The 14,816-nt window shown below is 32.3% G+C and carries 15 protein-coding genes; 12 read left to right on the plus strand and 3 right to left on the minus strand.

Annotated features, from left to right (window positions below; all coding sequences use genetic code 11):
• Positions 1-5: 5 nt before the first annotated feature.
• From D6200_RS13775 to D6200_RS13785, 3 genes are all read right to left on the minus strand, one after another.
• Complete coding sequence (locus tag D6200_RS13775; RefSeq protein ID WP_073181812.1) at positions 6-1,280, minus strand: NAD(P)/FAD-dependent oxidoreductase; 1,275 nt, start codon at positions 1,278-1,280, stop codon at positions 6-8.
• An 82-nt stretch (positions 1,281-1,362) separates the two neighbouring features.
• Positions 1,363-1,932: a Crp/Fnr family transcriptional regulator gene (locus D6200_RS13780; protein ID WP_073181810.1), complete on the minus strand. Its 570-nt coding sequence runs from the start codon at positions 1,930-1,932 to the stop codon at positions 1,363-1,365.
• Between the two features lie 113 nt (positions 1,933-2,045).
• A complete protein-coding gene (locus D6200_RS13785; RefSeq protein ID WP_073181808.1) occupies positions 2,046-3,416 on the minus strand; it encodes a saccharopine dehydrogenase family protein in 1,371 nt (456 codons plus the stop codon).
• A gap of 80 nt (positions 3,417-3,496) precedes the next feature.
• Between D6200_RS13785 and D6200_RS13790 the strand changes: the two genes are divergently transcribed.
• The 12 genes from D6200_RS13790 to queA all read left to right on the plus strand — a co-directional run bounded on the left by D6200_RS13790 (position 3,497) and on the right by queA (position 14,789).
• Positions 3,497-3,877, plus strand: coding sequence for a DUF423 domain-containing protein (locus D6200_RS13790; protein WP_073181806.1), 381 nt, complete (start codon positions 3,497-3,499; stop codon positions 3,875-3,877).
• 86 nt (positions 3,878-3,963) lie between these two features.
• Entirely contained in the window at positions 3,964-5,556 is a 1,593-nt protein-coding gene (pckA, locus tag D6200_RS13795) for a phosphoenolpyruvate carboxykinase (ATP) (protein ID WP_073181804.1), read from the plus strand.
• 93 nt (positions 5,557-5,649) lie between these two features.
• Positions 5,650-7,272 carry an adenine deaminase gene (gene ade / locus D6200_RS13800; RefSeq protein WP_073181802.1) on the plus strand — a complete coding sequence of 541 codons (1,623 nt, stop codon included), beginning with the start codon at positions 5,650-5,652 and terminating at the stop codon, positions 7,270-7,272.
• Between the two features lie 8 nt (positions 7,273-7,280).
• On the plus strand, positions 7,281-7,832 hold the full coding sequence (gene ruvC / locus D6200_RS13805; protein ID WP_073181800.1) for a crossover junction endodeoxyribonuclease RuvC: 552 nt from the start codon (positions 7,281-7,283) through the stop codon (positions 7,830-7,832).
• Between the two features lies 1 nt (position 7,833).
• Positions 7,834-8,958, plus strand: a complete 1,125-nt coding sequence (gene hemW / locus D6200_RS13810) for a radical SAM family heme chaperone HemW (protein ID WP_073181798.1) — start codon at positions 7,834-7,836, stop codon at positions 8,956-8,958.
• A gap of 12 nt (positions 8,959-8,970) precedes the next feature.
• The gene (locus tag D6200_RS13815; protein ID WP_073181796.1) at positions 8,971-9,720 is read left to right on the plus strand and encodes a cyclase family protein; all 750 of its coding nucleotides are present in this window, start codon (positions 8,971-8,973) and stop codon (positions 9,718-9,720) included.
• 507 nt (positions 9,721-10,227) lie between these two features.
• Complete coding sequence (locus D6200_RS13820) at positions 10,228-11,445, plus strand: MFS transporter (protein WP_073181794.1); 1,218 nt, start codon at positions 10,228-10,230, stop codon at positions 11,443-11,445.
• A complete protein-coding gene (locus D6200_RS13825) occupies positions 11,436-11,813 on the plus strand; it encodes a VOC family protein (protein WP_073181792.1) in 378 nt (125 codons plus the stop codon). Before D6200_RS13820 ends, D6200_RS13825 begins: the two co-directional genes overlap by 10 nt.
• Before the next feature lie 47 nt (positions 11,814-11,860).
• Entirely contained in the window at positions 11,861-12,187 is a 327-nt protein-coding gene (locus tag D6200_RS13830; RefSeq protein ID WP_073182681.1) for a nucleotide pyrophosphohydrolase, read from the plus strand.
• On the plus strand, positions 12,188-12,436 hold the full coding sequence (locus tag D6200_RS13835; RefSeq protein WP_073181790.1) for a hypothetical protein: 249 nt from the start codon (positions 12,188-12,190) through the stop codon (positions 12,434-12,436).
• Between the two features lie 6 nt (positions 12,437-12,442).
• Positions 12,443-13,672 (plus strand): 3-phosphoshikimate 1-carboxyvinyltransferase, encoded by a 1,230-nt coding sequence (locus tag D6200_RS13840; RefSeq protein ID WP_073181788.1) that lies wholly within the window; start codon positions 12,443-12,445, stop codon positions 13,670-13,672.
• A gap of 67 nt (positions 13,673-13,739) precedes the next feature.
• Positions 13,740-14,789: a tRNA preQ1(34) S-adenosylmethionine ribosyltransferase-isomerase QueA gene (gene queA / locus D6200_RS13845; RefSeq protein ID WP_047788566.1), complete on the plus strand. Its 1,050-nt coding sequence runs from the start codon at positions 13,740-13,742 to the stop codon at positions 14,787-14,789.
• Positions 14,790-14,816: the final 27 nt, after the last annotated feature.

Here is a 14,816-nt window from a genome sequence, read left to right on the forward strand (position 1 = left end):
GTATTTTATTTAGTATCTCTTTGAGTAGGTTTAATAATCATTCTAAAATATTGGTCTTTGTATATGTAATAGCCTAACCAGTTGTATAGAGTTCTTACTTTATTTTTGAAGTTTACAAGCCCCATAATATGTACAAAAATCCAAATTAACCATGCAACAAAACCTTTTAATGATTGTTTTTGTCCTGGGAAATCTAATACAGCCTTATTTCTTCCAATAATAGCTAATGAACCTTTATCATTATATTGAAAAGTTTTCCAGTTTGTATCTTTTCTAGAAAGGTTTTTAGCTAAGTTTCTAGCTTGTTGTAATGCAGGTTGTGCTAATTGAGGATGCCCTTTAGGATAGCTTTCGTCTCCTAAAATCAAAGCACAGTCACCCAAAGCATAAATGTTATCATATGAGTGTACTAGATTGAACTGATTTGTTTTTAACCTTCTACCAGCACCAAAGTTTTCTTTTGAAAAACCATCAAATGTTTTAGCAGATACACCGGCAGCCCATATAAGGTTTTTAGTATGTATTTCTTCTCCGTTTGATAAATATACAGTTTCACCATCAAAATCATTAACCATGGTGTTCATCGTTAATGTTACTCCGAGTTCACTTAACTTTTTAGAGGTATATTCTTGTGCTCTTTCAGACATAGGAGCTAATACAGAGCTTTGACCATCAATAAGATGAATTTCTCCAAAATCATTTTTATCTAACTCTGGATAATCTTTTATGATAATTGAAGTTTTAATTTCAGATAAAATACCAGAAAGTTCAACCCCAGTAGGACCCGCTCCAGCGATTACAAAAGTTAAACACTTCTTTCTTTCTTCAGGATTGTGAATTCTAGTAGCACGGTCAAATCGAGTTAAAATAACATTTCTAAGTGACAAGGCGTCACTAATAGTTTTCATTGGTAAACTGTACTTTTCAATGTTTTTGTTTCCGAAAAAATTACTTTCTGTACCAGTAGCCATTACTAAGATATCATATGCTATTTCTCCATTACTTACCACTATTTTATTTTCTTCTGGAACAACTTTTTCAAGTGTACCCAGACGAAAACGAGCATTTTTAAATTTTCTTAAAATTTTTCTGAATGGATAACTAATTGCAGAAGGTTCCATAAAACCTGTGGATACTTGGTAGATTAAAGGAGGAAAGAAATTATAGTTATTACTATCTACTAAAATAATTTGATAATTTTCAGAATTTCCTAACCCTTTTATAAGTTCTAACCCAGCAAAACCGCCGCCAACAACGACAATTTTTTTCATGTTTTTCATAATGCTATTATGCCCTTAAATTAATATAAATGCAAAGGTAGTTAAGTATGTTTTAGTAAAAAATAAACTAACTTAAGAATAGCTATTTTCTTTTAATTTCACTTAAATATTCAGGAGTTAATCCTAAAAAACTAGCTAATAAATATTGGGGTACTCGTTGTACAAAATCAGGGAAGTCTTTTCTAAATCTAAAAAAGATATCTTCTTTAGAGTAACTGTTAATGTATTTTAAACGCATTAAAGCAGCTCCGTATGCGGTTTCATATATACTTCTAAAATATTTTTCTAATAAGGGAAACTTATTTAATAACTCGTTATATTTTGAAAAGGAGATTGACAAAATTTCAGAGTTTTCAACTGTTTCTATGGTAAAGTTAGCATGTTTTTGGTTCCGAAAAGCTAAAAAGTCAGTTAACCACCAATTTTCTAGAGCAAACTGTGTAGTTTTTTTGTAGCCCAAACTATCAATAAAATATAAATGTAAGCAACCTTTGGTAACAAAAAATAGTTTATTACAACGTTTATTTGTGAGTAATAAAATTTCTTTTTTTTTGTAGGATTGACAATCAAAAAAAGAAAGTATTTCCGTTAATTTTTCTTCAGAAAGATTTGTGTAATTTTTAATATGATTTTTTAAAATGCTTTTACCCATATCTTAGTTTAGTATTTAAAGGTAAAAATACCAACTTTATAGAGATTCCTTTTATTTTTAAAAGAAAAAGGCACCAAATAAATTGATGCCTTTTGTGTTCGTTTTGGAAGACTTTATCCTTTTATACTCTCAGGGTTATAGCCTAAATACGGAACTTCTTTTTCAACAAAAGTAATTCCGTAATCTTCTAATTCTTTTAAAATTGGTTCGTACACCTCTTCGTTAATCGGTAATTGAACTCCAGGAGTTGTGATGTCACCGTTTAAAATACGTACCGTAGCCATAGCTACAGGTAAGCCAACAGTTTTTGCCATAGCAGTATAGGTTTGATCATCACCTTTAATAACCATACTACTTTCTATTTGATGATTTTCCTCCTTGTATTGATACCCAAAAATATGATGCATTACAATCATATCTTTATCCTCAGCTTCAAGAGTCCAAGAATCCATCAATATTTTTTGTAAAATTTCAGCAGGGGTAGCGTTTTTTAAGCCTACTTTTTTGTTCGGATTGAAGATGTCTAACTCTACAAATTTATCCCACATTAAATCATCTTGATCAATCTTTGCATACGAACGGAATTTTAATTCAACAGAATCTGAAGGAGAATAGGCTAAGAAAAGGTTAGTGAAATCACGATAGCTCATGTTTTCAGAATCTTCAATAGTGTAAGTGTCATCAGTCATTCCTAACTGGACAAAAACATTCCAAGCACGAGAAAAACCAACTTTACGAATAGTTCCACGATACATGGTTTTAATATCTTCTAAACCATAAATACTTCTATACTTTAAAGAATCACGGTTTGCATACGCTTCAAATCTTCCACTGCCATTAATAGTTAAAAATTCAGTTCTTCTAAATAATTTTTGATATGGAATATACTTATAGGTTCCTTCTTGAATAAACATTGAAGCTCCACCTTGACCAGCTAATACTACATTTCTTGGGTTCCAAGTAAATTTATAATTCCATAAGTTGGTATCGCTTTCAGGAGCTACTAATCCACCACAAAAAGATTCAAATAATAGCATTTTTCCTCCTTGTTCTTTTATACGATCAATAACTTGCATAGCACTCATGTGGTCAATTCCTGGATCCAGACCAATTTCGTTCATAAATACTAAACCTTTAGCTTTAGCTTCTTCATCTAAAGCTTTCATTTCATCAGAAATATAAGACGCAGTAACCATGTGTTTTCCATAAGTAATACAATCTTTAGCTACTTCAATATGAAAACGAGCAGGTAACATTGAAATAACAATGTCAGCTTTTTGAATTGCATTTGAGCGCTCCTCAGCATTAAAAACATCTAGCTGTATTGCTGTAGCACTTGAATGATTGTGAATTTTAGATTGAGCGCTTTCTAACGAAACATCACCAATAGTTATATGTAGGTTTTCTTGTGAAGATTTATCCAATAAATATTTTATAAGTGAAGAGCTCGATCTACCAGCACCAATAATCAATATATTTCTCATTTATAATTATTTTTGTTGTGTATAAAATTTGAGGCGACAATATCGCTAAAAAAGTTTAAATTTAAACAAAAATTAAAATAATGTATAAAAATTTAACAATAGCTGCAGTCTTGGGAATGATTGCTGTGATTTTAGGTGCCTTCGGAGCTCATGCTTTAAAAACAAGATTAACACCAGAAGCTTTAGAGAGTTTTGAAACCGCTGTACGCTATCAGTTTTTTCATGTGTTTTTATTACTTTTTGTAAATATGTTTACTGAGCTTACTAACAAAGAAAAAAACAGAATTAGTTATTTTTTAATAGCTGGGATTTTATTGTTTTCTGGGTCTATATATTTAATTTACTTAGCGAATGTTCCTGCAAAAGCAATTTGGTTTGTAACGCCGTTAGGAGGAGTGTTATTAATCGTTGGTTGGAGCCTTTTAGCATATAGCTTTTTTAAAAAAGTTATTAAAGGTTAAAGTTGATAAAATCATTTAATGATATAGCTGTTTAATCAAAAAGAACTATTTTTGTCCAAAATTAAACACAACTAAAATCTTTTAAGATGACAAATCTTGATACGAAAACGATATCGTTAGATAACTTAGGCATAAAAGACGCTACGGTTCGTTATCAATTAACTTCAGACGAGTTACACGACATCACTATTGAAAAAGAACAAGGAGTAGAAACCAGTTTTGGAGCATTAGCTGTTAAAACAGGTGAGTTCACAGGACGTTCTCCAATGGATCGTTTTATTGTTAAAGACGATATAACTAAAGACCAAGTTTGGTGGGGAGATATTAATATTCCTTTCGATTCAGAAAAATTTGACAAGCTATACGATAAAGTAACTAATTATTTATCTAACAAAGAAGTATTTGTACGTGATAGTTATGCATGTGCAGACGAAGATTATAAATTAAATATTCGTGTTGTAAATGAATACCCTTGGAGTAACATGTTTGCGCACAATATGTTTTTACGTCCTACCGCAGAGGAGTTAAAAAACTTTTCTCCAGAGTGGACAGTAGTAAACGCTCCAGGTTTTATGGCAGATCCTGAAGTGGATGGAACACGCCAACACAACTTTGCTATTTTAAACTTTACTAGAAAAGTAGCGTTAATTGGTGGTACAGGATACACAGGGGAAATTAAAAAAGGAATTTTCTCTGCATTAAACTTTATTTTACCTGTATTCAAAAACACGTTACCAATGCATTGTTCTGCAAACGTTGGTAAAGATGGTGATACAGCTATTTTCTTTGGATTATCAGGAACAGGTAAAACGACCTTATCTACCGATCCAAACCGTAGTTTAATTGGTGATGACGAGCATGGTTGGACTGCTGAAAACACAATCTTTAACTTTGAAGGAGGATGTTATGCAAAAGTAATTGACTTATCTCAAGAGAAAGAGCCAGAAATTTACGGAGCAATTAAAAGAGGAGCGATCCTTGAAAACATTGTGATGGATGATAAAGGAAATGTAGATTTTCATGATACATCAATTACACAAAATACTCGTGTAAGTTATCCTATTTATCACATTGAAAATATTCAAAAACCATCTAAAGGTGCAAACCCAAAGAATATTTTCTTCTTAACAGCAGATGCTTTTGGAGTACTGCCTCCAATCTCTAAATTAACACCAGGGCAGGCAGCATATCACTTTATTTCTGGGTACACAGCAAAAGTAGCAGGTACAGAGGCTGGAATTAACGAACCATTACCAAGTTTCTCAGCTTGTTTTGGAGCTCCATTTATGCCATTACACCCAACGCGTTACGCTGAAATGTTAAGTAAGAAAATGCAAGAAGCAGGTGTAAACGTTTGGTTAATTAATACTGGATGGACAGGTGGTGCTTACGGTACTGGTAGCAGAATGAAATTAAAGTATACTCGTGCTATGATTACAGAAGCTTTAGAAGGTAATTTAGAAAATGTTGAATTTGTACAACACCCAATTTTTGGATTATCAATGCCAACTACTTGTGAAAATGTTCCTGATGAAGTATTAAATCCAAAGCAAACATGGGCAGACAAAGATGCTTATGATGCAAAAGCTATGGAATTAGCGAATTCATTTAGAAAGAACTTTGCTCAGTTTGAAGAAATGGCAAGCGAGGAAATTATTAAAGGAGGACCAATAGCGTAACCTTAAAAAAAATATACTTATCAAAAAAGCATCCGTTACGGGTGCTTTTTTTGTGAAAAATACTCAGTACTTTAGCAATAAATAAATTTTAGCATGATTGTACAGGGAAATATAGTCGATATTCAAAACAAACGAATATTTAAAGGAGAAGTTGAGGTTAAAGAAGGAAAGATTACACAAATTAGAGCAGTAGAACATACTGTAGAAAACTATATTTTACCTGGATTTGTAGACGCACATATTCATATTGAAAGTTCAATGTTAGTGCCTTCAGAATTTGCTAAAATAGCCGTAACACACGGTACGGTAGCAACGGTGTCTGATCCGCATGAAATAGCCAATGTGCTAGGGGTAAAAGGGGTTGATTTTATGATTGAAAGCGGAAAGAAAGTCCCGTTGAAATTCAATTTTGGAGCACCATCATGCGTGCCAGCGACTTCTTTTGAAAGTGCAGGAGCAGTAATTGATTCAGAAGACATAAAAAAAATGATGGAGAATCCTGATATCAAATATTTAGCAGAAATGATGAATTATCCGGGGGTTATTTATCAAGATGAAGAAGTGTTGCAAAAAATAGCTTGGGCAAAACATTACAACAAACCTGTAGATGGTCATGCACCTGGACTACGTGGAGAAGATTTAGATAAATACATAGCGGCAGGAATTTATACCGACCACGAATGCTTTACCTATGAAGAAGGATTGGAGAAGTTAGAAAAAGGGATGAAAGTCATTATCCGTGAAGGTAGTGCTGCAAAAAACTTTGAAGCATTAATTGATTTACTACCTGAGCATTATGAGAACATGATGTTCTGTTCCGATGATAAACATCCCGATGATTTGTTATTAGGACATATTAACCAATTATGTGAGCGCGCAGTAGCGAAAGAAATAGATGTTTTTAAAGTATTGCAAGCAGCCTGTATAAACCCAGTAGAGCATTACAATTTGGATGTTGGGATTTTAAACGAAGGAGATGATGCTGATTTTATTGTGGTGAAAGACTTACAAAAGTTTGAAATACTACAAACGTATATTAATGGTGAGTTAGTGGCTGAAAACGGAAAATCATTTGTAGAGCATGTAGATTTTGAAGTGTTGAATAATTTTGACACTGATGCAAAAAACGTTTCCGATTTTGAATTCCATTCAGCATCTGAAAAGATTCGAGTTATAGAAGCTCTAGATGGAGAATTAGTGACAAATGAAATAGAAGCAGATTCGTTGATAAAAGAAGGAAATTTAGTTTCTGATGTAGAGAACGATGTGCTAAAAATGACGGTAGTAAATCGTTATCAAAATGCAGAGCCTTCGATTGCGTTTATCAAAAACTTCGGATTAAAAGAAGGGGCGATAGCAAGTTCTGTAGGACATGATTCTCATAATATTATTGCTGTAGGAGTATCGGATGAATTGATTTGTAAGGCGGTAAATTTATTGATTGAAAATAAAGGAGGGGTTTGTGCTGTAACATCTTCTGAAGAAAAAGTTGTTCCACTTCCTGTGGCTGGAATCATGTCAGATAAACCAGCAGTTGAAATAGGAAAAGCCTATGCAGAATTAGATGTGATGGCAAAACAACTAGGTAGCAAATTACGAGCTCCGTACATGACCTTATCTTTTATGGCGTTGTTGGTAATTCCATCCTTAAAACTATCAGACAAAGGCTTGTTTGATGGGAACACATTTAAATTTACTTCTTTAGAAGTTAAATAAACGAGAGTTTGAAGACAGAAAAAATTATATTAGGGATTGACCCAGGAACTTCCATTATGGGATTTGGAATTATAAAGGTAGTAGGGAAAAAGATGGAATTTGTTCAAATGAATGAATTGCTCTTAAAAAAATATGACGATCATTATTTAAAACTCAAAATTATTTTTGAACGTACCATTGAATTGATTGATACTTATCATCCAGATGAGATAGCGTTGGAAGCTCCTTTTTATGGGAAGAATGTACAATCCATGTTGAAATTAGGGCGTGCACAAGGAGTAGCCATGGCAGCAGGATTGTCAAGACAAATACCAGTAACCGAGTATGCGCCCAAGAAAATAAAAATGGCCATTACAGGAAAAGGAACTTCAAGTAAAGAACAGGTAGCCTTAATGTTAAAATCGTTATTGAATTTAAAAGTGCTACCTAAAAACTTAGATGCAACGGATGGTTTAGCAGCTGCGGTATGTCATTTTTATAATTCAGGAACAAAAGTAGGAGGTAAGAACTATACAGGTTGGGCAGCGTTTGTAAAACAGAACCCTGGAAAAGTGAAATAATTTGGCAGGAATTTATCTACATATCCCATTTTGTAAGCAAGCATGTTATTATTGCGATTTTCACTTTTCTACTTCATTAAAAAAGAAAGAGGAGTTAGTTTCTTGCTTGGTGAAAGAGCTAGAATTGCGAAAGGAAGAGTTACAAAATGAAGAAATAGAAACGATTTATTTTGGAGGAGGAACCCCAAGTTTGTTGTCATATGAAGAATTGAGGTTGTTAATAGATACTATTTATCAAAACTATGTAGTAATAGCCAACCCAGAAATCACCTTAGAAGCGAACCCAGATGATTTATCAGAAGAAAAAATAATTGAATTATCTAAAACCCCTGTTAATCGCTTAAGCATAGGAATACAATCTTTTTTTGAAGAAGATTTACAATTGATGAATCGAGTTCATAATGCACAAGAAGCAAAAAACTGCTTGTCTGTCGCGACACGCTACTTTGATAATATTACTATTGATTTGATTTACGGAGTTCCGAATATGAATAATGAACGTTGGAGAGAAAATTTGCAAATAGCTTTTGATTTCGAGATCAATCATATTTCATCATATGCGTTAACGGTAGAACCTAAAACAGCATTAGATTCATTTATCAAGCAAGGAAAATATCCTGATGTTGACGAAACAGTAGCCAAAGAACATTTTGATGTTTTGGTAGCAGAAACCACTAAAAACGGATTTGTACATTACGAAATTTCCAATTTTGGAAAACCTAATTATTTTTCAAAGCACAATACTAGTTATTGGTTAGGAAAAAAATATATAGGAATTGGTCCTTCTGCACACTCGTTTAATAAAACACACCGTAGTTGGAATGTAGCTAACAATGCAAAATATATAAAAGCAATTCAAGAAGGAAAACTCCCTTTAGAAGAAGAAAAACTCACTAAGAAAGATCAGTTTAATGAATATTTGATGACAGGATTAAGAACCATTTGGGGAGTGTCGTTAGAGAAAATAGAGGAAGATTTCGGGGAAGAATTTAGAAAAAATCTCCTTAAAAATGCTGAGAAGTTTATCCAGCAAGAGCTACTAGTCATTACAAATGAAGTTTTGAAGACTACAGAAAAGGGAAAGTTCTTAGCAGATGGATTGGCTTCCGAATTATTTATTATTTAAGTATATTTGAGTATGATTGCAACAATTGAATACAACTCAAGAAAATACAAAATAGATTTATCAAAACCACTAGACATTTCAATAGCAATTGATACCTCAAAAGAAAATATAAATGCATGGTATCTTGATGATCCTAAAATTTTTCCTGTTTCAGATGGGAATTGGATTGGAAGTGTACAACAAGGAGCTGATGTAAATTTTAATAACATACAGTTTAATCCGCACTCACATATTACACATACCGAATGTGTGGGGCATATAACAGAAGAAGTTTATTCAGTAAACAAAGAACTATCAAAATTTTTCTTCTTAGCAGAAGTAGTGACTATTGCTCCTGAGCAGTTAAAAAATAAGGACTTTGTAATTTCAAAAAAACAATTACAAAATGTTTTAGGGAACAAAAAGCGTGATGCAATTGTAATCAGAACCTTACCAAACCTTTCAGACAAAAAATCGATGCGGTATTCAAACACAAATCCAACCTATTTGTTAGAAGAAGGTGCTATATACTTAAAAGAAAAAGGAATAGAACATTTATTAATTGACTTACCATCTGTAGATAAAGAAAAAGACGAAGGAAAATTGTTAGCACATAATGCTTTTTGGGATACACAAGGAGAAATTAGAATGCAGGCAACAATAACAGAATTTATATATGTACCTAATAGAATAGAGGATGGAACTTACTTTTTGAACCTTATGATAGCACCATTTGAAAATGATGCTACTCCAAGTAAGCCAATTCTTTATAAATTGTGTTAATTGTTATGATAAAAACAAACTACTGAAAAGTTTTAGATAAGCATGCTTTTCTGAATATTTAAAATAGAATAGTTTATTGATGTTACTTAGTAAATGTTTCTTTTTAGGGATCTCTATCTGTTCGGCGAGATTTACTTTATGTTTCACTTACACTTCAAAGATAATGTAGATATTAAAGTGAAAATAAAAAATAAGATTAAAAGAGTGTTACTGTAGACGAATGGTTAAAAGTAAACTTTTAAGTGTGTAAAAACTATTAAAAAAAATAAAAAATAAAATTTTTGTAGAAACAATTTGTTTTTTTATAAATTTACAGCCGTAGAATTAAAGTAATGACAATTTTTAATACATATAAGCAATGTAAATCGACTGTGGTAAGACACAAAGACGATCGGGCAATGTATGTATTATAATTATGTTCACATAAAATATAACGATAATAAAAAGTCCGACTTCATAGTCGGACTTTTTATTTTTATATCAACATCAACACTAAAACCAAACCACATGAAAAAACTCTATTTTAATTATTTAGATACCTTTAAAGGTTTATCAATCGAAGTATGGTGGCTCGCTTTAATAACTCTAATAAACAGGGCAGGTACAATGGTAATTCCGTTTATGTCTTTGTATTTAAGAGAAAGTTTACAGTTTACTTTAAAAGATGTAGGTTGGATTATGACTTGCTTTGGATTAGGTTCTGTTGTAGGCTCTTGGTTGGGAGGAAAATTAGCAGATAAAATAGGTTTTTACAAGGTAATGAAAACCAGTTTGTTTTTAACAGGATTACTCTTTGTATCCTTACAATTTGTAGAAACTTTCTGGGGGTTTTGTATTGGTATCTTTTTGGTGATGCTAGTAGCAGATACTTTTAGACCCGCTATGTTTGTAGCCTTAAATACTTATAGTAAACCAGAAAATAAAACACGTTCAGTAACCTTAATCCGTCTGGCAATTAACTTGGGGTTTTCTGCAGGTCCAGCAGTTGGAGGATTAATAATTACCTCAATGGGGTATAGCGGGCTGTTTTGGGTAGATGGAGTTACTTGTGTTTTAGCAACTTTATTATTGATAAATGTATTACATCCTAAAAAAGCAAGAGTGTTAGATGAAGTAAAGGTAGAAAATCCAAAGTCGATTTTTTCAGATAAGGCTTTTTGGATATTTTTTGTAGGAATGTTTGTGTTCGGGTTTATTTTTTTACAATATTTCTCTACCATGCCATTATATTATAAAGATATACATCATTTAACAGAGTTAGAAATAGGACTGTTAATGGGCATGAACGGTTTTTTCATTTTCCTATTAGAAATGCCGCTGATTACTTGGTTAGAAAAAAGTAAGTATACTAAAGAATTCTTAATGTTTTTTGGCTTATCACTTACAGGATTAAGTTTTGTAGTAATCAATTTAACAGGTTGGGCTGGAATTTTAATTGTAGGAATGTTGTTAATGACTATTGGAGAAATGATAGCTTTCCCTTTTTCAAACGCCTTTGTAATGGAACGAGCCAAAAGAGGAAATCAAGGAGAATATATGGCGTATTATAGTATTGCATTTTCTATGTCGCATATTTTCGGACACAATTCTGGAATGCAATTAATTGATAATATTGGATTTGATAATACATGGAATTTTATGATTGTATTATCGGGAATAGGAGTATTATTTTTATTAATGTTAATACGAATTGTAAAAAGAGAGAAAGTAATCGCATGGACTTAAATCAAGTAACAATTCCGTCTATAGATGTAAATGAATCTGTAATATTTTATAAAAAACTAGGCTTGCTTCTCATTGTAGATGCAAGCCCTAGATATGTCCGATTTGAAGTGCCAGATGGTAATACAACTTTCTCAATTCATCAAGTAGAGAAGCTGCCTAAAGGAGAGGGTGTTACATTGTATTTTGAAGATGAAAATTTAGATGAATTAGTAGAGAAACTACAAGAAAAGGGAGTTCAATTCACCCAATTACCCAAAGATCAAACATGGTTATGGAGAGAAGCCCACTTGTTAGATCCAGATGGTAATAAATTAATTCTGTTTAAAGCAGGAGAACACAGAAAAAATCCGCCTTGGCGAATCGATTAAGAAATAGAAGTTTTTATCTTTGAATGTTTAATAAGAAAGCAGAAAATATGAATATACAAGACGCACAAAAACAGGTAGATGATTGGATTAAAAATCACGGAGTACGTTACTTTAACGAGTTAACAAATATGGCGCAACTAACAGAAGAAGTTGGAGAGGTTGCTCGAATTATTGCGCGTCGTTATGGAGAGCAAAGTGAAAAAGAAAGTGATAAAAACAAAGATTTAGGAGAAGAATTGGCCGATGTAATGTTTGTAGTGTTGTGTTTAGCAAATCAAACAGGCGTAAATTTGCAAGAAGCCTTTGATAAGAAGTTGGATATTAAAACTAAAAGAGATCACGATCGTCATCACAATAACAAAAAACTACAATAAATGAGTCTCATTAATAATATACAAAAAGGAAGTTTTTGGATTAATGTTTTAAAAGTAGGAACTCCTTTTTTAATAATCGTAGCGGTATTTTCTTTATTATTTAAAACAGGAGGGGCTATTTTTTCAGGAGACTTTGAAACTGTGTACAATGTACATTTCGCAAATAAACAGTGGATTCGTTTTTGGTTGAGCAAAATAGTAATCGCACTTATTTATAGTGTATACATTGTAAATAAAAAAACGAAATAGTTTTTTATGGATTTAAGATTAAAAACTGAAGAATTTAATTCAGGTACTCACATAACCATTTCAGGTTCAAAAAGTGAATCGAATAGATTGTTGATTTTACAGCAATTATATTCAGGTTTACGGATAGAAAATTTATCAGATTCTGACGATACACACCATTTACAAGGAGCGTTAACCTCTGATGATATAGTTGCAGATATTGGACATGCAGGAACTGCGATGCGCTTTTTAACTGCTTTTTTTGCAACACAAGAAGGCGTTACAAAAATATTGCAAGGATCAGACCGCATGCATAATCGACCGATTGAAATTTTGGTTAATGCGCTCCGTGATTTAGGAGCAACTATAGAGTACGTTGAAAAAGAAGGATACCCGCCACTTAAAATATCAGGGAAAAAACTAGCAAAGGATAAGGTTTCGATTAATGGAAATGTAAGTAGTCAATATATTTCAGCATTAATGTTAATTGCTCCAGGTTTACAAAACGGATTAGAGATTGAGTTAATAGGTGAAATAACGTCTGTCCCTTACATCAATATGACCTTACAGCTATTACATCAATTGAAGGTTGAAGCTGAGTTTAAAGGACAGGTTATTAAAATAAAACCTAAATTAACTTTAGAGAAACAAACAGTTGTAGTTGAGTCTGATTGGAGTTCAGCGTCTTATTTTTATTCGATTATAGCGTTGAGTAAAGTAGGTTCCTTTGTGAAATTATCAGCGTATAAAAAAGATAGTCTGCAAGGAGATAGTTGCTTGGAAAAAATTTATAAACACTTTGGAGTAACGACTACTTTTAAAGACAACTCAATTCTTTTAACCAAAGAAAAAGAACATAGTTCAGCTGTATTGAAAGAAAATTTAAAAAATGCACCAGATATAGCCCAAACTATTGCAGTTACATGTTTCGGATTAGGTGTTACTTGTGATTTAACAGGGCTACATACCTTAAAAATTAAAGAGACTGATCGTTTAGAAGCATTACGTGAAGAGTTAACAAAATTAGGAGCAGATATTTCTGTTACTAATGAAAGTTTACACTTAAAATCATCTATAAAAATTAAAGAGAATATTCAAATAGCCACTTATAATGATCACCGTATGGCAATGGCATTTGCTCCGTTAGCATTAAAAGTTTCCATAGAAATTTTAGAAGCAGAAGTAGTAACTAAATCGTATAGAAGTTTTTGGAAAGATATGCTGAGTGTAGGAATTCAGAATGTTACCATAAAATAATAGGGCAATAGCTTGACAACCCCTATGTTGAAATTGTATATTTGCCACCGTTAAGAAAATTTTACAAATGAAATTATCAAATTTTAATTTTGAATTGCCAAAAGAATTATTGGCAGAATATCCTTCAGAGCATAGAGATGAAGCACGATTAATGGTATTGCACCGTGACACACAAAAAATCGAGCATAAACTATTTAAAGATTTAATCGATTATTTTGATGAAGGAGATGTAATGATGTTGAACAATACGAAAGTTTTTCCAGCTCGTATGTACGGGAACAAGGAAAAAACAGGAGCCCGTATTGAAGTATTTTTATTACGTGAATTAAATGCTGAAAATCGTTTGTGGGATGTATTAGTAGATCCAGCAAGAAAAATAAGAATAGGTAATAAATTATTCTTTGGAGACGATGAAAGTTTAGTAGCTGAAGTTATTGACAATACTACTTCACGAGGTAGAACATTACGTTTCTTATTTGATGGACCTTACGATGAATTTAGAAAAAAATTAATTGAGTTAGGAGAAACTCCATTACCAAAATACATAAAACGTGAGGTAGAGCCAGAAGATGAAGATCGTTACCAAACTATTTTTGCTAAGCACGAAGGAGCAGTAGCAGCACCAACAGCAGGATTACACTTCTCTAAGCACTTAATGAAACGATTAGAAATTAAAGGAGTAGATTTTGCTGAAACAACATTGCATGTAGGTTTAGGTACATTTAATCCAGTTGAGGTTGAAGATTTATCTAAGCACAAAATGGATTCTGAGCAAATTATTATCCCACAAGCTAGTGCAGATATTGTAAATAATGCTATAGCCAACAAAAAAAGAGTATGTGCAATTGGAACTACTGTAATGAGAACTATAGAATCATCTGTTTCTTCAAGCAATCAATTAAACGCTTTTGAAGGATGGACGAATAAGTTTATTTTTCCTCCTTATGATTTTAGTATAGCTAACTCTATGGTAACGAATTTTCATACGCCTAAATCTACATTGTTAATGATGGTTTCTGCATTTGCAGGGCACGATTTTATTATGGAAGCATACCATGAAGCAATTAAAGAAAAATATAAATTTTACTCGTACGGAGATGCGATGTTAATTTTATAAAACAGTTTTTAAACCATTTACAAAACC

This window comes from Tenacibaculum mesophilum (assembly GCF_003867075.1).
Taxonomy (GTDB): Bacteria; Bacteroidota; Bacteroidia; order Flavobacteriales; family Flavobacteriaceae; genus Polaribacter; species Polaribacter mesophilus.

What these genes read in the sequence shown, in the direction of transcription:
- D6200_RS13775 (WP_073181812.1), bottom strand. Translation starts at nt 1,280, where the DNA reads ATGAAAAACATGAAAAAAATTGTCGTTGTTGGCGGCGGTTTTGCTGGG.
- D6200_RS13780 (WP_073181810.1), bottom strand. Translation starts at nt 1,932, where the DNA reads ATGGGTAAAAGCATTTTAAAAAATCATATTAAAAATTACACAAATCTT.
- D6200_RS13785 (WP_073181808.1), bottom strand. Translation starts at nt 3,416, where the DNA reads ATGAGAAATATATTGATTATTGGTGCTGGTAGATCGAGCTCTTCACTT.
- D6200_RS13790 (WP_073181806.1), top strand. Translation starts at nt 3,497, where the DNA reads ATGTATAAAAATTTAACAATAGCTGCAGTCTTGGGAATGATTGCTGTG.
- pckA (WP_073181804.1), top strand. Translation starts at nt 3,964, where the DNA reads ATGACAAATCTTGATACGAAAACGATATCGTTAGATAACTTAGGCATA.
- ade (WP_073181802.1), top strand. Translation starts at nt 5,650, where the DNA reads ATGATTGTACAGGGAAATATAGTCGATATTCAAAACAAACGAATATTT.
- D6200_RS13815 (WP_073181796.1), top strand. Translation starts at nt 8,971, where the DNA reads ATGATTGCAACAATTGAATACAACTCAAGAAAATACAAAATAGATTTA.
- D6200_RS13820 (WP_073181794.1), top strand. Translation starts at nt 10,228, where the DNA reads ATGAAAAAACTCTATTTTAATTATTTAGATACCTTTAAAGGTTTATCA.
- D6200_RS13825 (WP_073181792.1), top strand. Translation starts at nt 11,436, where the DNA reads ATGGACTTAAATCAAGTAACAATTCCGTCTATAGATGTAAATGAATCT.
- D6200_RS13830 (WP_073182681.1), top strand. Translation starts at nt 11,861, where the DNA reads ATGAATATACAAGACGCACAAAAACAGGTAGATGATTGGATTAAAAAT.
- D6200_RS13835 (WP_073181790.1), top strand. Translation starts at nt 12,188, where the DNA reads ATGAGTCTCATTAATAATATACAAAAAGGAAGTTTTTGGATTAATGTT.
- D6200_RS13840 (WP_073181788.1), top strand. Translation starts at nt 12,443, where the DNA reads ATGGATTTAAGATTAAAAACTGAAGAATTTAATTCAGGTACTCACATA.
- queA (WP_047788566.1), top strand. Translation starts at nt 13,740, where the DNA reads ATGAAATTATCAAATTTTAATTTTGAATTGCCAAAAGAATTATTGGCA.